The sequence below is a fragment of the Delftia sp. WSY_12 genome, assembly GCF_043104645.1.
Classification (GTDB): domain Bacteria; phylum Pseudomonadota; class Gammaproteobacteria; order Burkholderiales; family Burkholderiaceae_C; genus Comamonas; species Comamonas tsuruhatensis.
In genome coordinates, this window is record NZ_JBICKW010000007.1 from 16,132 (window position 1) to 34,605 (window position 18,474).

General features: G+C 69.6%; 18 protein-coding genes. 14 read left to right on the plus strand and 4 right to left on the minus strand.

The window, feature by feature from the left end; genetic code table 11:
• The first annotated feature begins 100 nt into the window (after positions 1-100).
• The 5 genes from ACF8LI_RS03500 to ACF8LI_RS03520 all read left to right on the plus strand — a co-directional run bounded on the left by ACF8LI_RS03500 (position 101) and on the right by ACF8LI_RS03520 (position 5,799).
• Positions 101-907 (plus strand): IclR family transcriptional regulator, encoded by an 807-nt coding sequence (locus ACF8LI_RS03500; protein WP_013804645.1) that lies wholly within the window; start codon positions 101-103, stop codon positions 905-907.
• Positions 908-963: 56 nt separating this feature from the next.
• Positions 964-1,926 carry a LysR substrate-binding domain-containing protein gene (locus ACF8LI_RS03505; RefSeq protein WP_012202727.1) on the plus strand — a complete coding sequence of 321 codons (963 nt, stop codon included), beginning with the start codon at positions 964-966 and terminating at the stop codon, positions 1,924-1,926.
• 87 nt (positions 1,927-2,013) lie between these two features.
• A complete protein-coding gene (tcuA, locus tag ACF8LI_RS03510; protein WP_016449567.1) occupies positions 2,014-3,429 on the plus strand; it encodes an FAD-dependent tricarballylate dehydrogenase TcuA in 1,416 nt (471 codons plus the stop codon).
• Between the two features lie 141 nt (positions 3,430-3,570).
• Entirely contained in the window at positions 3,571-4,776 is a 1,206-nt protein-coding gene (gene tcuB / locus ACF8LI_RS03515; protein ID WP_392412054.1) for a tricarballylate utilization 4Fe-4S protein TcuB, read from the plus strand.
• Between the two features lie 42 nt (positions 4,777-4,818).
• On the plus strand, positions 4,819-5,799 hold the full coding sequence (locus ACF8LI_RS03520) for a tripartite tricarboxylate transporter substrate binding protein (RefSeq protein WP_193726181.1): 981 nt from the start codon (positions 4,819-4,821) through the stop codon (positions 5,797-5,799).
• A 15-nt stretch (positions 5,800-5,814) separates the two neighbouring features.
• On the opposite strand, the gene ACF8LI_RS03525 is transcribed toward ACF8LI_RS03520, so the two are convergent.
• The 3 genes from ACF8LI_RS03525 to ACF8LI_RS03535 form a co-directional block, all read right to left on the minus strand.
• The gene (locus ACF8LI_RS03525) at positions 5,815-6,318 is read right to left on the minus strand and encodes a carboxymuconolactone decarboxylase family protein (RefSeq protein ID WP_026062516.1); all 504 of its coding nucleotides are present in this window, start codon (positions 6,316-6,318) and stop codon (positions 5,815-5,817) included.
• A 138-nt stretch (positions 6,319-6,456) separates the two neighbouring features.
• Entirely contained in the window at positions 6,457-7,443 is a 987-nt protein-coding gene (locus ACF8LI_RS03530; protein ID WP_047328022.1) for a tripartite tricarboxylate transporter substrate binding protein BugE, read from the minus strand.
• A 51-nt stretch (positions 7,444-7,494) separates the two neighbouring features.
• Positions 7,495-8,730, minus strand: coding sequence for an alpha-hydroxy acid oxidase (locus tag ACF8LI_RS03535; RefSeq protein WP_016454005.1), 1,236 nt, complete (start codon positions 8,728-8,730; stop codon positions 7,495-7,497).
• A 111-nt stretch (positions 8,731-8,841) separates the two neighbouring features.
• On the opposite strand from ACF8LI_RS03535, the gene ACF8LI_RS03540 reads away from it, so the two are divergent.
• From ACF8LI_RS03540 to ACF8LI_RS03550, 3 genes are all read left to right on the plus strand, one after another.
• Positions 8,842-9,759 carry a LysR family transcriptional regulator gene (locus ACF8LI_RS03540; protein WP_013804650.1) on the plus strand — a complete coding sequence of 306 codons (918 nt, stop codon included), beginning with the start codon at positions 8,842-8,844 and terminating at the stop codon, positions 9,757-9,759.
• Positions 9,760-9,937: 178 nt separating this feature from the next.
• A complete protein-coding gene (locus ACF8LI_RS03545) occupies positions 9,938-10,402 on the plus strand; it encodes a hypothetical protein (protein ID WP_016454004.1) in 465 nt (154 codons plus the stop codon).
• A complete protein-coding gene (locus tag ACF8LI_RS03550) occupies positions 10,399-11,160 on the plus strand; it encodes a DUF1828 domain-containing protein (protein ID WP_034366420.1) in 762 nt (253 codons plus the stop codon). The genes ACF8LI_RS03545 and ACF8LI_RS03550 overlap by 4 nt, the downstream gene beginning before the upstream one ends.
• Positions 11,161-11,179: 19 nt before the next feature.
• Here ACF8LI_RS03550 and ACF8LI_RS03555 read toward each other — a convergent pair whose 3' ends face one another.
• Complete coding sequence (locus ACF8LI_RS03555; RefSeq protein ID WP_392412057.1) at positions 11,180-12,211, minus strand: LacI family DNA-binding transcriptional regulator; 1,032 nt, start codon at positions 12,209-12,211, stop codon at positions 11,180-11,182.
• A gap of 177 nt (positions 12,212-12,388) precedes the next feature.
• Between ACF8LI_RS03555 and ACF8LI_RS03560 the strand changes: the two genes are divergently transcribed.
• The 6 genes from ACF8LI_RS03560 to ACF8LI_RS03585 are packed head-to-tail and all read left to right on the plus strand — an operon-like array spanning position 12,389 to position 18,456.
• Complete coding sequence (locus ACF8LI_RS03560) at positions 12,389-13,378, plus strand: substrate-binding domain-containing protein (RefSeq protein ID WP_313284236.1); 990 nt, start codon at positions 12,389-12,391, stop codon at positions 13,376-13,378.
• 13 nt (positions 13,379-13,391) lie between these two features.
• Positions 13,392-14,891 (plus strand): sugar ABC transporter ATP-binding protein, encoded by a 1,500-nt coding sequence (locus ACF8LI_RS03565; protein ID WP_313284237.1) that lies wholly within the window; start codon positions 13,392-13,394, stop codon positions 14,889-14,891.
• Positions 14,884-15,918 (plus strand): ABC transporter permease, encoded by a 1,035-nt coding sequence (locus ACF8LI_RS03570; protein WP_392412060.1) that lies wholly within the window; start codon positions 14,884-14,886, stop codon positions 15,916-15,918. The genes ACF8LI_RS03565 and ACF8LI_RS03570 overlap by 8 nt, the downstream gene beginning before the upstream one ends.
• Entirely contained in the window at positions 15,915-16,952 is a 1,038-nt protein-coding gene (locus ACF8LI_RS03575) for an ABC transporter permease (RefSeq protein WP_207444145.1), read from the plus strand. The genes ACF8LI_RS03570 and ACF8LI_RS03575 overlap by 4 nt, the downstream gene beginning before the upstream one ends.
• Entirely contained in the window at positions 16,949-17,818 is an 870-nt protein-coding gene (locus ACF8LI_RS03580; protein ID WP_207444144.1) for a sugar phosphate isomerase/epimerase, read from the plus strand. The genes ACF8LI_RS03575 and ACF8LI_RS03580 overlap by 4 nt, the downstream gene beginning before the upstream one ends.
• Positions 17,815-18,456, plus strand: a complete 642-nt coding sequence (locus tag ACF8LI_RS03585; RefSeq protein WP_392412062.1) for a nucleoside/nucleotide kinase family protein — start codon at positions 17,815-17,817, stop codon at positions 18,454-18,456. Before ACF8LI_RS03580 ends, ACF8LI_RS03585 begins: the two co-directional genes overlap by 4 nt.
• Positions 18,457-18,474 lie beyond the last annotated feature (18 nt).

The following is an 18,474-nucleotide window of genomic DNA, read 5'->3' on the forward strand; positions in this document are numbered from 1 at the left end:
TCATGTCTGCCTGTGTGGGCTTTCGACGGCCTGCGGCACACTGCGCGCTGCACGCAGGCCCTTTTCTGCCCTGCCTGCAATCACCGGGAAATTCTTTTCCATGCCTTCGCGCAGCACCAATCCAAACGTCCGGCCAGCGGACATTCCAGTCTCCGCCGACGATGCCGGCAGCCGCACCCTGCGCCGTGGCCTGCAGGTGCTGGACGCCGTGCTGGCCGCTGGCCGCGAGGGCCTGCGCGTCGCCGACCTGTGCCGCGCCACGGGGCTGGAGCGCGCCACGGTGTACCGCCTGCTGTCCACCCTGGTGGACAGCGGCTATGTGGCGCACAGGGGGCGCTTCGGCTATGCGGCCGGCCACCGGCTGGCGGCCACGGCCGCCAGCGCAGGCCAGCCCAACATGGCCGTGCGGCTGCAGCCCGTGCTGGAGCGCGTGAGCGCGGGCTGCGCGGACGCGGCCTTTGCCATCGTGCGCGAAGGTGCGGCATCGCACTGCATCGCCCGCCATGTGGGCACGCATCCGGTGCAGATCCTGGTGATCCAGGTGGGTACGCGCCAGCCGCTGGGCGTGGGAGCGGCGGGACTGGCCCTGCTGGCCGCCCTGCCCGATGCCGAGGTGCAGGCCGCGATGGCGGCCAACGCGCCCGTGCTGGAGCAGTACGGCGGCATGACGCCCGAGCGCATGGCCCTGCTGGTGAAGGCCACGCGCCAGCGCGGCTGGTCCGTCATCGGCAACCATGCCACGCGCGGCGTGCTGGCCGTGGGCATGGCGGTGCGCAATGCCGAAGGCGAGCCTGTGGCCGCCGTCAGCGTGGCCTCCACGCTGGAGCGCATGCCCGGCGAGCGCCAGAAGCTGATTGCGCGCTCGATAGGCGAGGCCCTGGCGGCCCTGCTGCCGCGCGGCATCTGAGGCCAAGCCCCGGTCTGCACCGACAATCGCCGCTGCCATCCACAAGCGCCGCCCCCATGGAACTGAGACAACTCCGCTACTTCGTCCGCATCGTCGAACTGGGCTCCATGAGCCGCGCCGCCCTGGACCTGGACATGGTCCAGTCCGCGCTGAGCCAGCAGGTCAGCCGCCTGGAAAGCGAGCTGTCCACCCGGCTGCTGCAGCGCACGCCGCGCGGCGTGGTGCCCACCGAGGCGGGCGTGGCCTTCTTCCGCGAGGCCCAGCTCACGCTGCGCCATGCCGAGCAGGCCGTGCGCAGCGCGCAGCAGGCGCGGCTGTCGGGCTCGGTCAGCGTGGGCCTGGCGCCCACCACCTCGGCCATGCTGGGCCTGCCCATGATGCAGGCCATGCGCGCGCGCTACCCCGATGTGCGCCTGCACATGGTGGAGGGCATGTCCGGCCACCTGACCGACATGCTCAATGCGCGCGCGCTGGACATGGCCGTGCTGTTCGACGCCCGCCTGCACGGCGGTCAGGCCCGCGCAGGCGGGCGGCGCTGGCAGGTGCACCCGCTGATCGAGGAGGAGCTGTTCCTGATCCGCGCGCGCGGCCACCACCCCGAGCCGCTGCCGCCGCAGATGGCGCTGGCCGACCTGGCCGGCGAATCGCTGATCCTGCCCACGGGCCTGCACGGCCTGCGCAGCACGCTGGACACGGCCTTCTCGCAGGCGCGCTTCACGCCGCATCTGGTGCTGGAGGTGGATTCGCTGTCCATGGTCATGGCGGCCGTGGATGCGGGCCTGGGCAGCACGGTGCAGCCCTGGGCCTCCATGGGCCGCTATGCCGATGCCGCGCAGCGCTTCGAGTGGTCGCGTATCACGGACAAAGATGCCCTGCGCACCAACCTGCTGTGCAGCCTGTCCGAGGATGAGCTGTCGCCCGCCGCCCTGGCCGCGCGCGTGGTGCTGATCGACTGCGTGCGCCAGCTGCTGCGCGGCGGCGCCTGGGCCGGCACGGCCCTCATCCATCACGAAGACTGATACCCCCATGCCGGCGGGCCCCTGCCCGCCGCGCTGCGTTCTCCCTACATTCGCAATCCCCACGATGGCGAATGCAAGGAGAACTCCATGGACCCCGATGTCCTGGTCATAGGCGGCGGCAATGCCGCCCTGTGCGCGGCCCTGATGGCGCGCGAGGCAGGCCGCAGCGTGCTGCTGCTGGAGGCGGCGCCGCGCGACTGGCGCGGCGGCAATTCCGGCCACACGCGCAACCTGCGCTGCATGCACGACGCGCCCCAGGACGTGCTGGTCGAGGCCTACCCCGAGGAGGAGTTCTGGCAGGACCTGCTCAAGGTCACGGGCGGCATCACCAACGAGCACCTGGCGCGCATGGTGATCCGCGCCTCCTCCACCTGCCGCGACTGGATGCGCCGCCACGGCGTGCATTTCCAGCCGCCGCTGTCGGGCGCTTTGCACGTGGCGCGCACCAATGCCTTCTTCATGGGCGGCGGCAAGGCCCTGGTCAATGCCTACTACCGCAGCGCCGAACGGCTGGGCGTGCAGGTGCGCTACGCGTCGCCCGTGGACCGGCTTGAGATCGAGGGCGGCGAGTTCAAGGCCGCCTGGGTGGGCGCGCAGCGCATCACCGCAAAGACCTGCGTGCTGGCGGCGGGCGGCTTCGAGTCCAACCGCGAGTGGCTGCGCGAGGCCTGGGGGCAGAACGCGCGCGGCGAATGGCCGTCCGACAACTTCCTGATCCGCGGCACGGCCTTCAACCGCGGCGTGCTGCTGCGCCACCTGCTCGAAGACCATGGCGCCGACCGCATCGGCGACCCCACCCAGGCCCACATGGTGGCCATCGATGCGCGCGCGCCGCTGTACGACGGCGGCATCTGCACGCGCATCGACTGCGTCTCGCTGGGCGTGGTGGTCAACCGCGAGGCCGAGCGCTTCTATGACGAGGGCGAGGACTTCTGGCCCAAGCGCTATGCCATCTGGGGCCGCCTGGTGGCCCAGCAGCCGGGCCAGACCGCCTGGTCCGTCATCGACGCCAAGGCCATAGGCCGCTTCATGCCGCCGGTCTTCCCGGGCGTGCGCGCCGACTCCCTGCCCGAGCTGGCACGCAAGCTGGGCCTGGACGAAAACCGCTTCATGCAGACCCTGGATGCCTACAACGGCGCCTGCCGCGTCGGCCACTTCGACCACACGGCGCTGGACGACTGCCATACCGAGGGCCTGGCCCCCGCCAAGACCCACTGGGCCCGCCCCATCGACACGGCGCCCTTCTACGGCTACCAGCTGCGCCCCGGCGTGACCTTCACCTACCTGGGCCTGGAGACCGACGACACGGCGGCCGTGCGCTTTGCCGGCCAGCCCAGCACCAACCTGTTCGTGGCCGGCGAAATGATGGCCGGCAACGTGCTGGGCAAGGGCTATACGGCCGGCGTGGGCATGTCCATCGGCACGGCCTTCGGCCGCATCGCGGGCCGCAACGCGGCCCTTGCCGCCGCCGGACAACCCGCCGTGCGCGGCGCAGTGAGATGAAGACCCCCCTGAGTCGCTGCGCGCCATCCCCCAAGGGGGACGACAGCCTCGCTGCGGGGCGGCCCTTGCTCGCTGTCCCTGGTCAGGAGCAGGCCTACTTCAAGCGCTGCGGGCGGCAAGCCAACCCCATGGACGACACATATGCAAAACACAATTAGCGCCCTGGCCCAAGAAGCCCAGGACCTGGCCGCCGGCCGGGTCATTCCCATCCTGCCGGTCTCCACCGAAACGGCCGCCGAAGGCGAGGTGGCGCGTGCCCTGCAGATCTGCAACGCCTGCCGCTACTGCGAAGGCTTTTGCGCGGTCTTCCCGGCCATGACGCGGCGCCTGGAGTTCGGCAAGGCCGATGTGCACTACCTGGCCAACCTGTGCCACAACTGCGGCGCCTGCCTGCATGCCTGCCAGTACGCGCCGCCGCATGAATTCGCCATCAACATCCCCAAGGCCATGGCCGAGGTGCGCGGCCAGACCTATGCCGACTACGCCTGGCCGCCCGCCCTGGGGCGCCTGTACCAGAGGAACGGGCTCACGCTGTCGCTGGCCCTGGCCGCAGGCCTGTCGCTGTTCCTGGTGCTGGCCGTGGCCCTGCAGGGCGGCCCGGGCCGGCTGTGGGGCGCCGACCTGGGCGCCAACTTCTACAACCTGTTCCCGCACAACCTGCTGGTGGGCATCTTCGCGCCCGTATTCCTGTTCGTGGTGCTGGCGCTGGCCATGGGCGTGCGCCGCTTCTGGAAGGACGTCAAGCCCGCCACCGGCGGCGTGGACGTGGGCACGCCGGCGGCGGCCGAGGCCGCGCAGGACGTGCTGAGCCTCAAATACTTGGACGGCGGCCACGGCGAGGGCTGCCACAACGAGGACGATGCCTACACCCTGAGCCGCAGGCGTTTTCACCACCTGACCTTCTACGGATTCATGCTGTGCTTTGCGGCCACGGCGCTGGCCACGGTCTACCACTACGTGTTCGGCTGGGCGGCGCCCTACGAATTCCCCAGCCTGCCCAAGCTGCTGGGCGCCGTGGGCGGCACCAGCCTCATGCTGGGCACCGCAGGCCTGTGGCGCCTGAACCGCAGGCGCCACCCGCTGCATGGCGACGCGCGCCAGAAACCCATGGACCTGGGCTTCATCGCCCTGCTGTTCCTGGTCGCGGCCAGCGGCATGGCGCTGTGGCTGGGCCGCGGCACGCCGGCCCTGGCCCTGCTGCTGTGCCTGCACCTGGGCGCGGTGATCGCCCTGTTCGCCACCCTGCCCTACGGCAAGTTCGCGCACGGCGTGTTCCGCACGGCATCCCTGCTGCGCCACAACACCGAAAAGCGCCAGCCCAGCCCCATCGGGCTGGGTGCCGACTAGCCGCATCCGCCCCGATTCCCAGCCAATGACGGAGACAACCCCATGATGAACAAGCGCAACTTCCTGCACGCCAGCGCCCTGGCCGCCTCCCTGCTCGCACTGGCCGCCAGTGCGCAGGCCCAGGACTTTCCTCCCAAAAAGCCCGTGTCCCTGGTCGTGGGCTTCGCCGCCGGCGGCGCCGCCGATGCGGCCGCGCGCCTGATCGCCAAGAAGCTGGGCGAGAACATCGGCCAGAGCGTGGTGGTGGAGAACAAGGGCGGCGCGGGCGGCAACATCGCCCACCAGCAGGTGGCCAATGCGGCGGCCGACGGCTCGGTGCTGCTGTTCGGCTCGGTGGGGCCGCTGACCATTGCGCCGCACCTGATGAAGCTGCCCTACGACCCCTTCAAGGACCTGGCGCCCATCTCGGGCGGCGTGAACTTTCCCAACGTGCTGGTGGTGCACAAGGGCGCGGGCGTGAAGACCCTGGCCGAGTTCGTGGCCAAGGCCAGGAAGAACCCGGGCACGGTGGACTACGCCTCGACGGGCGCGGGCTCGGCCTCCCACCTGGCAGGCGAGCTGTTCAACCAGCGCGCGGGCATCGACATGGTGCACGTGCCCTACAAGGGCGGCGCGCCCGCGCTGCAGGACCTGCTGGGCGAGCGCGTGACCAGCTACTTCGCAGCGCCGCCCACGGCCCTGCCCCACATCGAGGCCGGCAAGCTGATCCCGCTGGCCACCACGGGCCTCACGCGCCCGGCGTACATGCCCGACATCCCCACGGTGGCCGAAGCCGGCTATCCCGGCTTCGAGGCACTGAACTGGTATGCCTTCGTGGCACCGGGCAAGACGCCCAAGCCGATGCTGGACCGCTGGAACACCGAGATCGTCAAGGTACTCAATGACCCCGGCGTCAAGGACGCGCTGAACAAGCACGGCCTCACCCCCCAGCCCACCACGCGCGCCGAGTTCGCGGCCTTCATGAAGAAGGAGTACGAGCAGTGGGGCAGGCTGGTGAAGGAGCGAAAGCTCTCGGCGGAGTGAGTGGCTTGCAGGCGTTCAGAGCTTGATCGGCTTGCGTGCCACGGGCGCTGCAAAGCCCGCGCACAGGCGGTTCCAGACATTGATGCTGCCGATGGCATAGGTCAGCTCCACCATCTCGCGCTCGCTGAAATGCGCGCGCAGCGCCTCGAAGTCCTGCTGCTCGGGATGGGCCTGGCTCAGTCGCGTGCAGCGCTCGGCCCAGTTCAGGGCGGCGCGCTCGCGCCCGTCGTAGAAATCCACCTCGGGCCAGGTGACGATGCTGTTGATGCGCTGCAGGTCCTCGCCCCGGGACAGCAGTTCGCGCGTGTGCATGTCCACGCAGAAGGCGCAGCCGTTGATCTGCGAGACGCGCAGGAACACCAGCTCCAGCAGCTGGATGCCCAGGCTGGACTCGTGCAGCAGCGCGTTGATGCCGGCCTGGGCCTTGTACAGCTCGGGGGCGACGGCCTGGAAGTTCAGGCGCGGCGTGGGGGCGGCAAGAGGACGGGCGCCGGTGGCAGCGGAAGACGAAGCGGTCATGGAAAACACTCCTTAAGGGATGTAGCAGCCGGCCGGAATGGCTGGCCCATACCTTCAAGACGCGCGGGGCGTGCGCGTTGTGACAGCGTGGGTGAAAATTCTTTCGCAGCCCCTATCCTCCCTTTCGCCGGCTGCCCCTCAATCCGCCACGATGCGCCGCTCCGTGGCGATCTTGCGGTACAGGGCGTTCTCGGCCGCGATCTCGCGTGCGAACTCCTCGGGGCGGTTGCCGATCACGCGCGAGCCCGTGTCCTCGATCTGGCGGCGCACCTCGGGGCTGGCCAGCGCGCGCTGGGCGGCCGCATGCAGGCGCGCCACGATCTCGGGCGACAGCCCCTTGGGGCCGTAGATGCCATAGAAGGCGCTGCGGTTGACCGGCTCCAGCCCCAGCTCCTTGAAGGTGGGCACCTGGGGCAGCTGGGCCAGGCGCTCGGGCGCGGCCACCGCCAGCGCGGTGAGCCGGCCCGCCTTGATGAAGGGCAGGGCCGAGGGCAAGTTGTCGAAGACGATGGGCACCTGGCCCGCCACCGCATCGTTGAGCGCCGGGCCCGAGCCCCGGTAGGGCACATGCGTGAGCGACAGCCCCGAGCGGCTGGACATCAGCTCCATCAGCATGTGGCCTATGGAGCCCGTGCCCGCCGTGCCGTAGGCATGCTTGCCGGGGTTCTTCTTCACCTCCTCCACGAAGGCCGCAAAGCTCTGCGCCTTGAAGCCCGGATGCACGGCCAGCACATTGGGCGTGGCCGCAATGTTGGTGATGGGCGTGAAATCGGTGAGCGGGTTGTAGGGCAGGCGCGGGTTGATGGCCGCATTGGTGGCCGTGGTGGACACGGTGGCCACGCCCAGCGTGTAGCCGTCGGGCTGGGCACGCGCGGCCTCGTGCGCGCCGATGGCGCCTCCGCCGCCGCCCTTGTTGTCCACCACCAGCGGCTGGCCCAGGGCCTCGGCCATGCGCGGCGCGATCGCGCGCGCCACGATGTCGGTGGTGCCGCCGGCCGCAAACGGCACGATCAGGCGCACCGGGCGCGTGGGATAGGCGCCGGCATCGGCCGCCATGGCGCCCGGTGCGGCGCCTGCGGCCAGCAGCAGGGCGCACAGGCTGCGGCGTGAAGTGAAGTGGTTCATGGGATGTCTCCTGGGAATGGCTGTGTTTTGAATGGACGGTGGAGGTTTCTGTCAGGCCGATGCGCGGCGCACGATGTGCGAGCGGTCCAGCGCGCCGCAGGAGGAGGCGCCCAGCATGGCCAGGTTGCGGTCCACCTCGTCGCGCAGCAGGCCGATGGCGTGCAGCACGCCGGCCTCGCCGCCCACGGCGGCGGCATAGTTGAAGGGCCGGCCCACCAGCACCATGCGCGCGCCCAGCGCAACGGCCTTGAGCACATCGGAGCCGCGCCTGAAGCCCCCGTCGATCAGCACGGGATAGTCCGGCCCCAGGGCCGCCACCACGTCCTCAAGAATGCGCATGGCCGACACCGCGCCGTCGAGCTGCCGCCCGCCATGGTTGGACAGCACGATGCCGTCGGCCCCCACGCGCCGGGCCTGCAGCGCGTCCTCCACGCTGAGCACGCCCTTGATGACCAGCGGCCCCTTCCAGCGGCGGCGGATGGCCTCGATGTGGTGCCAGCTCAGGTGGTCGCGTGCCGAAAAATCGCGCATCACGCTGGACGACATGATGGGCGCACCGCGCGTGGCAAACGAGTTCTCGAAATGCGGCATGCCGTGGCGCAGCAGCGTGCGCAGGAAGGTGCCCGCCACCCAGCCCGGGCGCACCATGCCGTCCCAGGCCAGGCGCAGGCTGGGCTTGAGCGGCGTGGAAAACCCGGTGCGGATGTTGTTCTCGCGGTTGGCGGAGATCGGTATGTCCACCGTCACCACCAGGGTGCGAAAGCCTGCGCGCTCCACGCGGTCGATCAGCGCGTCGATGCGGGCCTGGTCCCCGGGGATATAGGCCTGGAACCAGGTGGCCGGGCTCTCGCGCGCCACCTCCTCCATGGGGATCAGCGAAGTGCCGCTCATCACCGACACAATGCCCGCGCGCTGGGCCGCGCGGGCCAGCACCAGGTCGCCCCGGTAGGTGGACAGCGCATTGATGCCCATGGGCGCAATGCCGAAGGGGCTGGCATAGCGCTCGCCGAACAGCTCCACGGCCTGCGAGCGCTGCGACACATCGGCCAGCACGCGCGTGGTCAGGCCCCATTCGCCGAACACCTCGCGGTTGTCGCGCAGCGAGGCGTTGTCCTCTGCCGCCCCGGCGATGTAGCCGAAGATGGGCCGGGGCAGCCTGCGGCGCGCGGCCTCCTCGAAATCATGCAGCGACAGCATGCGGCGCAGCACGGCCGGGGCGCGCGGCGCTGGCAGGGCGGGTGCCGAAGGCGTGGAGGCAGAGGCAGAGGAGGAAGCGATGGCGGCCATGGTGCGGACCTCGGAATGTTCAGGAACCGGCGCCACTGTAGGCCGCGCATCCATTGAATGAAAGTGGATTATTTAGAATGCACTTGTTCGCTTTTTGCCAATGACAAGCCCATGTCCACACCCTCGGTCAAGCAGCTCGAAGCCTTCTGGTGGGCCGCCACCTGCAGCAACTTCGCCACGGCCGCGCAGCGCGTGCACCTGTCCGTGTCCTCGCTGTCCAAGCGCATCACGGAACTGGAGTCCGCGCTGGGCCAGCCGCTGTTCGACCGCAGCGGCCACCGCGCCGTGCTCACCGATGCCGGCCAGCGCCTGCTGCCCGCCGCGCTGGAGGTGCTCAACGCCATGGCCGCGCTGGGCCAGGCCCTGGACACGCGCGAGGCGCTGGCCGGCCATTGCCGCTTCGGCGTGGGCGACCTGTCGGCGCTGACCTGGCTGCCGGCCTTCGTGGCCGCCGCGCGCCAGGCCCATCCGCAACTGGTGCTGGAGCCCCATGTGGACGTGGGCGGCGTGCTGGAGCAGCGCCTGGACGACGGCGAGCTGGACTTTGCCGTCATCGCGGGCCGCTCCTCGCGCAGCAGCCTGCTGTCCCGCCCCGTGGGCGCCGCGCGCTTTGCCTGGGCCGTGGCCCCCGGCCTGGCAGGCGCGGGCCGCCTGGGCGCCACGGCCCTGCTGCAGCGCCATGCGCTGGTCACCCTGCCCCCGCAGGCCGGCACCACGCGCCTGCTGGACGACTGGCTGCTGGCCCAGGGCGCCAGCGTGCGCGAGCGCATCCTGTGCAACAGCTGGGGCGCCGTGGCCGGCATGCTGCGCGCCGGCCTGGGCGTGGGCTTCCTGCCCACCGGCTGGATCGCCGCCCTGGGCCTGCGCGCCGTCGGGGGCGCCCATCCCAAGGCTGCCCTCGCTCCCCTCCACTACGCCTTCCAATGGCGGCGCGGCGACGCCCGCGCCCTGATCCCGGCCATGCAGCAACTGGCGCAGGCGCAGGTCGATTTCACGGTGATGCCGGGGTTGGTGGGTGCAGGGCGATGAAGGCCAATGGATCCAGACGCAATACCCTTGATCGCGTTGATGCGATACAACATGCGTCAAGGTCGGCGCACTCCAGAATCAAAGGGCGAGCGCGGTTGTGACCAAGGGCAGGGGGTGAGCAGCGCCACTGCGCTGGCTGTCGGCAACTCCTGCACAAACAACATGAAAGGAGGAGAGGGTGGATAGTCTTGACGAGGCGGAGGCTCGCCAGATACTGTCAGAACGTCACTATTGCGACGACGCCGAGGCCGACGATTGGAAGTTACTGGATAAGCCACAGGGAGCGTTCAACTTTGAACAGGGCTTGGTAACGGACAGCGGCAAGGGGACAGGCCTTGTGGTCCAGTTGAACTTCTATCGCTCTTCGGATACTGGGCTCATCACCCTGAAGATGAGTGTGTTCCGTCACATGAAGAAGCAGCCCAAGGCAAGGGTTTACCAATTGCAGATCACGACGAAAAGCTACAACCCCGACAATTGGCACGATCAGGCGCATGAGCATCTGGGAGATGCACGAAACCCTGTTCCAGAGTGGAAGTCATGGCGGACTTTCCATGATGTTTTCGCATTTTTCTGTCAACGCACCAACATCGAATTCAGGCCCGCACTTGAGGATCCAGAACAGCTGAGGCTCCAACCATGATCTGCCAGAACCTTCTCAACCTGACCGGGTTTGCGTGCCAGCCCATCAACGAGCAAGGCACGCTTGCAAGGATCAACACGCCCTTCTGTTTTGCCGATGGCGACCCCGTGCCTGTGTATGTGCAGAGTTTCGATAACGACGTACATCGGTTTTTCGACGATGGCCAGACCGTCCTGCACTTCATTGGCAGAGGGATGAATTTCTCGTCAGGGCACAAGCTGAGGTTCCTCAGCAACCTGGCGAGCAAACACGGGGCCTCACTCAATGCCAAGGGCGTCATAGAGATCCTGTCAACGGACTCGTCGTCCGCCGACGCCTTTGCACGGTACATCTCCTGCCTTGTAGCCATCACCCATTGGGAGATGGAGCACCAGGGCGTGGACGCCGATGGATCGGCCTTTGCCACGGAGGTAGCACAAGCCCTGCTCCAAAGGTACCCCGGCAAGGAGCTGCAACTTAGGCCCGAATACCTTGGAAGCTCGGGCAAGCGGCATGAGTTGGACTTCAAGATGGAAGGCTCTGGGTATCTGGCCGTCAAGCCAACGCAGCAGTCTGCGGCTCCCGCCCTCTACAAGCTGGTGGACATCACCAACCGGCAAACCAATGACGGCGAAAACATCGTGGTCGTGATCGATGACAGATTCGACAAACAGGCCGCCAAAAACACCCAGCAAGTCTTCAGAAGCATCGTCAGCGACGTGATCCACTTCAGCAAGCTTGTCCCTGCAGACCCTGCAAGCGCTGCGATCGTGCACTGAGCAGGCAAAAGCCCTGAACCTATGGCGGGGGACTCAAAATCCCCCACTCCACCAACTGCGGCCGCACCTGCACCACCTGACCCGCGCGCAGGCCTTCGCCGTCGATGGCGCGGAAGGCCTCGGCCATCAGGCCTTCGACGTTCTGGCGCACCATGTGCACCGGAAAGCGCAGGCATTCGGCATAGGGATCCCAGTCGTAGCTGCCAAAGCTGCATTGCGCCAGTTCCGCATCGGGCAGTCCACGCAGGAAACGGATGGCGCCTTGCAGCGTGATGCCCGATGAGAACAGCAGGGCGCGCGGCAGGCCGCCCAGGCGCTGGTAGAGCGCTGCCATGGCAAGGCGGGCCGCTTCGGGGTCGTAGCCGCAGCAGACGATGTGCTCGTCCGCCACCGGCGTGTGGGGCGCCAGGGCTTCGCGAAAGCCGGCCAGGCGCTGCTCGGTGGCGTACTCCTTGCGGACGCCGCCCAGAAAGCAGACGGCGTCCTGCGGCGCACCTGCCGGGGGCCTGGAGCGCGCCAGCAGCAGGCGCGTGAGTTCGGCCGCACCCCAGCGGTTGTCGCTGGTGACGGAGGGCGCCTTTTTCCCGGGCAGATCCACGTTGACATGGCGCACGCCGGCCTGGCGGCATTCGGCGCTGATGGCGTCGGGCCGGGTGGCGCCCGTGACGATGAGGTGCTCCACGCGAAAGGCGATCAGCGAGCGCACGGTCTCCACCTCCAGCGCGCCGTCGCGCAGCGTGCTGACCACCAGCGGGCACAGGCCGCGCGCGTGGGCCATGCGCTCGAAGGCCTGGGACAGCGCGCCGAAGAAGCGGTCCTCGTGCGTGGGAATCACCATGCCGATCAGCCCCGAGCGCTGGCGGCGCAGGCCGCTGGCCTGGCGGTTCACGGCAAAGCTGTGTTCCTGGGCGAGCTGCTGCACGCGGCGCGCGGTCTCCTCGCTGATGCGCCGCGACTGCCAGCTGCCGTTGAGGATGGCGCTGACCGTCGAGGCCGAGGTGCCGGCCAGTTCGGCCAGGTCGTAGATGGTGGAGGTTCGGGGGCGGTTCACGGTGCTCTGCAGGGGTTGGGACGGGAGCGCTCGGCGGCCATCGTAGCCGCTGCGGCAGCGATTCGGGCGGACCGGAGCCGGCACGCAGCAGCGGCCCGGGAAATCCCGCATCGGCAATGGAAGTCCATCTGTCTATAGTTTGCACAATCGATTGTGCAAAACAGAGGGAGGAGCGCCATGTTCCATGGATTCAGCCGGTTCTCGAGGGCACTGTTGGCCTGCACCCTGACGGTGCTGGCAGGCGCGGCCGGTGCCGAGGATGTGTCGGTGGTGGCCAAGGTCGGGGGCATTCCGTGGTTCAACGCCATGGAGACCGGCATCCGCAAGGCAGGCCGCGAGCTGGGCATCTCCAGCGGCATGGTCGGCCCCACCGAGGCCGATGCGGCCCAGCAGGTGCGCGCGGTCGAGGACCTGATCGCGCGCCGCAGCAAGGTCATCGCCGTGGTGCCCAACGATGCCAGGGCGCTGGAGCCCGTGTTCCGGCGCGCACGCAGCGCAGGCATCAAGGTGCTCACGCACGAGTCGCCCGACCAGAAAGGCGCCGACTGGAACATCGAGCTGAGCAGCGTCGCGGGATTTGGCGAGCGCCACATGGACAGCCTGGGCAAGGCCATGGGTGGCGAGGGCAAGTACGTGGTCTTCGTGGGCTCGCTGACCGTGCCGCTGCACAACGCCTGGGCCGATGCGGCCATCGCCCACCAGAAAAAGCAGTGGCCGAAGATGCAGCTGGTGTCCGAGCGCTTCGGCGTGGCCGAGAGCCTGGACGACTCCTACCGCAGCGCCCAGGACCTGATGCGCGCCCATCCCGACCTCAAGGGCTTTCTGGCCTTCGGCAGCCAGGGCCCCATTGGCGCGGGCCGCGCGGTGGCCGATGCGCGCAAAGCCGACCGCATTGCCGTAGTGGGCTCGTTCTCGCCGGGCCAGGGCGCAAAGCTGGTGCGCGACGGCGTGATCCGCGAGGGCTTCATCTGGAACCCTGCGCTGGCCGGCGAGGTGATCGTGCATGTGGGCAAGATGCTGATCGACGGCCGCGAGCCCACGGACGGCATGCAGATACCGGGCCTGGGCAAGGTGCAGGTGGACCGCGAGCGCCGCAACATCCAGGGCCAGAGGCTGGAGCCGATCAACCGGCAGACCATAGACCGGCTGGTCGGCCTGGGCCTGTGAGCCGCGCGCTGCCATGGATGCCACCACAACGGCGCTGGTCCGCATGCAGGCGGTCACCGTGCGCTTTGGCGAAGCCACTGCGCTGCATGCGCTGGACTGGGACGTGATGCCCGGCGAGGTGCACTGCCTGATGGGCAGCAACGGCAGCGGCAAGAGCACGGCGATCAAGGTGCTCAGCGGCGTGCACGCGCCGCAGCCGGGCGCGCGCATCGACATCGGCGGACAACCCGTGCAGCGGCTGGACCCGGCGCTGGCCAAGTCCCTGGGCATCCAGGTGATCTACCAGGACCTGTCGCTGTTTCCCAACCTGAGCGTGGCCGAGAACATTGCCTTCGACCAGGCCATGGGCCGCTGGTGGGCGCCCGTGCGCCGCAGGCGCCAGCGCGAGGCGGCCCAGGCCGTGATGCGGCGCCTGGGCATTGCGCTGCCGCTGGATGCGCGGGTGGGCGACCTGCCCATTGCGGGCCGCCAGCTCGTGGCCATCTGCCGGGGCATGGCGGCCCGGGCCAGGCTGCTGTTCATGGACGAGCCCACGGCCTCGCTCACGCGCGCCGAGGTCGATGCGCTGCTGGCCGTGGTGCGCCGGCTCCAGGCCGGTGGCATGGCCATCGTCTTCGTGAGCCACAAGCTGGACGAGGTCATGGAGATCGCCGACCGCGTCACCGTGCTGCGCGACGGGCGCAAGCTGGGCACTTGGCCCGCCGCGCAACTGTCGGGCAGGCAACTGGCCACGCTGATGAGCGGGCAGGAAGTGGATGAGCGACTGCATGCGCGCGACATGTCCGCCGCGCCCGCGCTGCTGGAAGTGCGCGGCCTGGGCCGCGACGGCGACTACGAGGACGTGAGCTTCGATGTGCGCGAGGGCGAGATCCTGGGCCTGACCGGGCTGCTGGGCGCGGGCCGCACCGAGCTGGCCCTGGGCCTGTTCGGCATGCGCAGGCCCGACCGCGGCAGCATCCGCCTGGGCGGCCGCACGTTGGTGCTGCGCAGCAACCGCGACGCCATGGCGGCGGGCATTGCCTATGTGCCGGAGGACCGCCAGTCCCTCGGCCTGAACCTGCGCCAGTCCGTGCAGGACAACCTGGTGCTGGCCATGCTGCCGCGCCTGTCCGGCCCGCTGGGCTGGCTGCCCGCCAGCCGCCGCGCCGCCACTGCGGCCCAGTGGCGCGACCGCCTGCACATGCGCCTGCCCGCGCTGGACGCGCCCGTGCACCAGCTGTCCGGCGGCAATGCCCAGCGCGTGGTGCTGGCCCGCTGGCTGGCGACCGCGCCACGCCTGTTGATCCTCGACTCGCCCACCGTGGGCGTGGACATCGGCAACCGCCAGGGCATCTTCGAGATCGTGCACGGGCTCGCCGCACAGGGCATGGCGGTGATCGTCATCTCGGACGAAGTGGCCGAGGTCCATGCCCACTGCGACCGCGTGCTGCACATGCGCGGCGGGCGCATGGCCGGCGAGTTCGTGCCGGGGGTGCATTCCGAAAGCCAGATCGAGGAGGCCGTCCATGCCTGAACACGCACACGCGCTGCTGCACCACCCCGTGGCCCGGCTGGGCCTGGCCATTGCCGCCATGGCCCTGCTGTTCGGCGCCCTGGCGCCGGGCTTCTGGACGCTGGGCAACTGGATGGACGTGGCCGAGGGCGCATCGGTCACCGCCATCATGGCCGTGGGCCTGCTGGTGGTACTGGTCGCGGGCGGCATCGACATCTCCTTTGCCGCCACGGCCACGGTGGCGCAGTACCTTGCGGCCCTCGCGACCACACGCCTGGGCTGGCCACCGGCGGCCAGCATCGCGCTGGGCCTGGCCACGGGACTGGCGCTGGGCGCATTCAACGCCCTGCTCATCCACCGCCTGCGCGCCACCTCCATCATCATCACCATCTCCACGCTGAACCTGTACTTCGCGCTGCTGATGCATGGCACGGGCGGCCGGTCCATCTACGACCTGCCGTCGTGGTGGAGCGATTCCGTGGTGCTGGCCCGCTTCGCAAGCGCCGACGGCGCAGACCCCGTGCGCCTGACCCTGCCCATCGCCGTGGCCGCTGCGGCCGCCCTGCTGACCGCGCTGCTGCTGGGCCACAGCGCGCTGGGGCGGCGCCTGTACGCCTTCGGCGGCAACCCCGAGGCCGCCCACCGCATGGGCATCTGGCTGGGCGCCATCCAGGGCGTGGCCTATGGCTGGCTCGGCATGATGGCGGCCATCGCAGGCCTGGTGCAGGCGCACCGCGTGGGCGAGTCGGTGCCCAACGCCCTGGTCGGCACGGAGCTGTTCGTGCTCGCGGCCGCCGTGCTGGGCGGCGCCAGCCTGTTCGGCGGCACGGGCAGCGTGGGCGGCGTGCTGATGGGCGTGCTGCTGCTGGCCGTGCTGCGCAACGGGCTGAACCTGCTGGGCGTGTCGCCGTATTTCTTCCAGGTGCTGCTGGGCGCCGTGGTGCTGGCCTGCGCCGCCGCAACGGGACTGCGGCGCACGCAGCGGCGCAACCAGCAGCGCAGCGCTGACGCCACTCCTGCAGCGCCTTTGGCGGGGGCTGCGCCATGAACCGCAGCCCTGGCGCGCCGCTGGGCCTGATCGCGCTGCTGGCACTGCTGTGCGCCGTGTTCACGCTGCTGCTGCCCGGCAGCTTCGCCACCCTGGGCACGCTGCAATCGGTGCTGCTTCAGATCCCCGAGCTGGGCCTGCTGGCACTGGCGCAGATGCTGCCGCTGGTCAGTGGCGGCATCAACCTGGCCGTGGTCGCCAGCGCCAACATGGCGGGCCTGGCCATGGCCTGGGTGCTGGTGGGAGGCCTGTCGGCGCTGGGCCTGGATCTGTCGGGCCATGAGGGCCTGCTCATCGCCGCGGCACTGACCGTGGGCGCCCTCGCCAGCCTGCTGGTGGGGCTGGCCAGCGGCTGGCTGGTGGCGCGCGTCCATGCCCATCCCATCCTCGTCACGCTGGGCACCATGTCGCTGATCAACGGCCTGTGCGTCTGGCTCACGCGCGGCAAGCCCATTGCAGGCTTTCCCGAGACCTTTCTGGCCCTGGGCTCCGCCCAGTGGCTGGGCCTGCCGCTGCCGTTCTGGATCTTCGCGGCCGTGTGCCTGCTGGTGGGCCTGTACCTGGGCAGCACACGCCACGGGCTGGCCATCTGCATGGTCGGCTCCAATGCCGAGGCCACGCGCCATGCGGGCATCGACACGCGCCGCGTGCTGATCGGCGTCTACACCCTGTCCACGCTGCTGTGCTGGATCGCGGCCGTGCTGATGATGGCGCGCTTCAACTCGGCCAGTGCGGGCTACGCCCAGTCCTACCTGCTGGTCACGGTGCTTGCGGCCATCCTGGGCGGCACCGATCCCATGGGCGGCTTCGGCCGGGTGTCGGGGCTGTTCGTCGCCCTGCTCATCCTGCAGGTGCTGTCCAGCGGAGTGAACCTGCTGGGCGCCAATGCCCAGCTCACGCAGGCCCTGTGGGGCGCCACCATGATCGCCGCCGTGGCCGCGCGCCACCTGCTCGCGCGCTGGCGGGGCCGTGCCCGGGCACCCGCCGAACCCTCCCCTTCACTCTCTCGCAGAGTCCACCCGGAGCCCCTATGAACCCCCTCGGCATCCACGCCCTTGTCTGGGCCGGCGACCTGTCGCCGGCCTCCACCCGCCATGTGATCGAGCAGACGCGCCAGGCCGGTTACGACCTGGTCGAGCTGTCCCTGCACGGCCCCCGGCTCATGGACCTGGCGCTCACGCGAGATCTGCTGCAGGAGCATGGCCTGGGCGTAGGCTGCTCGCGCGGGCTGACCTTCGAGGCCGATGTCTCCAGCGAAGACCCCGCCGTGGTCGCGCGCGGCCTGGCGCTGCTGCAAGAGGGCGTGGACATCACGGCGCGCCTGGGCGGGCGCTACTTTGGCGGCATCCTCTACGGCGCCATGGCGAAATACGGCCACCCCTGCACGCCGCAGGGCCGGCGCAACGCGATCGAGGCCGTGCGGCGCATTGCAGACTTCGCGGGCGAGCGCGGCGTCACGCTGGGCCTGGAGGTGGTCAACCGCTACGAAAGCAATCTGCTGAACACGGCCACGCAGGCGCTGGAGTTCATCGACGAAGTCGGCCAGCCCCATGTCTGCGTGCACCTGGACACCTACCACATGAACATCGAGGAAGCCGACCTCGCCGCGCCCGTGCTGGCCTGCGGACAGCGGCTGGGCTATGTGCACATCGGCGAGAACCATCGTGGCTACCTGGGCGCGGGCCACATCGACTTCGCGCAGTTCTTCGGCGCACTCGCGCAGATCGGCTACCAGGGCACCGTCACCTTCGAGAGCTTCTCGTCGGCCATCGTCAACGAGCAGCTGTCGAACGCGCTGGCCATCTGGCGCCCGATGTGGGAAGACGGCATGGACCTGGCCCTGCACGCACGCGGCTTCATGGCCGACGGGCTGGCCAGCGCGCAGCAGGCACGCGCATGACGGCCATCCTGCCGCCCGAAGCCCTGGCGCGTGCATTTGCGCTGGCACGCTCCGGCCCCCGCCGCCTGCTGGGCCTGGCGGGCCCGCCCGGCGCAGGCAAGAGCACGGTCTGCGCCGCCCTGCTGCAGGCGCTGGGCCCGCTGGCGGCGGCCGTGCCCATGGACGGCTTCCACCTGGCGCAGTCCGCGCTGCAGCGCCTGGGCCGCGCGCAGCGCAAGGGCGCGCCCGACACCTTCGACTCGGCCGGCTACGTGGCCCTGCTGCGCCGCCTGCGCGCGCCCGTGGCCGGTGAAACGGTCTACGCCCCCGAATTCCGGCGCGCCATCGAGGAGCCCATTGCAGGCGCCATCGCCATCGCGCCCGGCGTGCCCCTGGTCATCACCGAAGGCAACTACCTGCTGATGGAGGAACAGGATGCGCCAGGCACACACTGGCATGCCGTGCGCGCGCTGCTGGACGAGGTCTGGTACGTGGACATGGACGACCGCCTTCGCATCGGCCGCCTGACCCGCCGCCACGAACTCCACGGCCGCAGCCCCCAGGCCGCACGCGACTGGGTGGCGCAGGTGGACGAGCCCAATGCGCGCCGCATTGCGGCAACGCGGGGGCGGGCGGATTGGGTGTTGCGCTGGGGGTGAGGCTGCAGAACACAGCCC

Coding starts and splice junctions, on each gene's coding strand:
- ACF8LI_RS03505 (WP_012202727.1), top strand. CDS start 964: ATGGAACTGAGACAACTCCGCTACTTCGTCCGCATCGTCGAACTGGGC.
- ACF8LI_RS03530 (WP_047328022.1), bottom strand. CDS start 7,443: ATGAACCACTTCACTTCACGCCGCAGCCTGTGCGCCCTGCTGCTGGCC.
- ACF8LI_RS03525 (WP_026062516.1), bottom strand. CDS start 6,318: ATGACCGCTTCGTCTTCCGCTGCCACCGGCGCCCGTCCTCTTGCCGCC.
- ACF8LI_RS03535 (WP_016454005.1), bottom strand. CDS start 8,730: ATGGCCGCCATCGCTTCCTCCTCTGCCTCTGCCTCCACGCCTTCGGCA.
- ACF8LI_RS03550 (WP_034366420.1), top strand. CDS start 10,399: ATGATCTGCCAGAACCTTCTCAACCTGACCGGGTTTGCGTGCCAGCCC.
- ACF8LI_RS03575 (WP_207444145.1), top strand. CDS start 15,915: ATGAACCGCAGCCCTGGCGCGCCGCTGGGCCTGATCGCGCTGCTGGCA.
- tcuA (WP_016449567.1), top strand. CDS start 2,014: ATGGACCCCGATGTCCTGGTCATAGGCGGCGGCAATGCCGCCCTGTGC.
- tcuB (WP_392412054.1), top strand. CDS start 3,571: ATGCAAAACACAATTAGCGCCCTGGCCCAAGAAGCCCAGGACCTGGCC.
- ACF8LI_RS03580 (WP_207444144.1), top strand. CDS start 16,949: ATGAACCCCCTCGGCATCCACGCCCTTGTCTGGGCCGGCGACCTGTCG.
- ACF8LI_RS03540 (WP_013804650.1), top strand. CDS start 8,842: ATGTCCACACCCTCGGTCAAGCAGCTCGAAGCCTTCTGGTGGGCCGCC.
- ACF8LI_RS03560 (WP_313284236.1), top strand. CDS start 12,389: ATGTTCCATGGATTCAGCCGGTTCTCGAGGGCACTGTTGGCCTGCACC.
- ACF8LI_RS03565 (WP_313284237.1), top strand. CDS start 13,392: ATGGATGCCACCACAACGGCGCTGGTCCGCATGCAGGCGGTCACCGTG.
- ACF8LI_RS03500 (WP_013804645.1), top strand. CDS start 101: ATGCCTTCGCGCAGCACCAATCCAAACGTCCGGCCAGCGGACATTCCA.
- ACF8LI_RS03585 (WP_392412062.1), top strand. CDS start 17,815: ATGACGGCCATCCTGCCGCCCGAAGCCCTGGCGCGTGCATTTGCGCTG.
- ACF8LI_RS03520 (WP_193726181.1), top strand. CDS start 4,819: ATGATGAACAAGCGCAACTTCCTGCACGCCAGCGCCCTGGCCGCCTCC.
- ACF8LI_RS03570 (WP_392412060.1), top strand. CDS start 14,884: ATGCCTGAACACGCACACGCGCTGCTGCACCACCCCGTGGCCCGGCTG.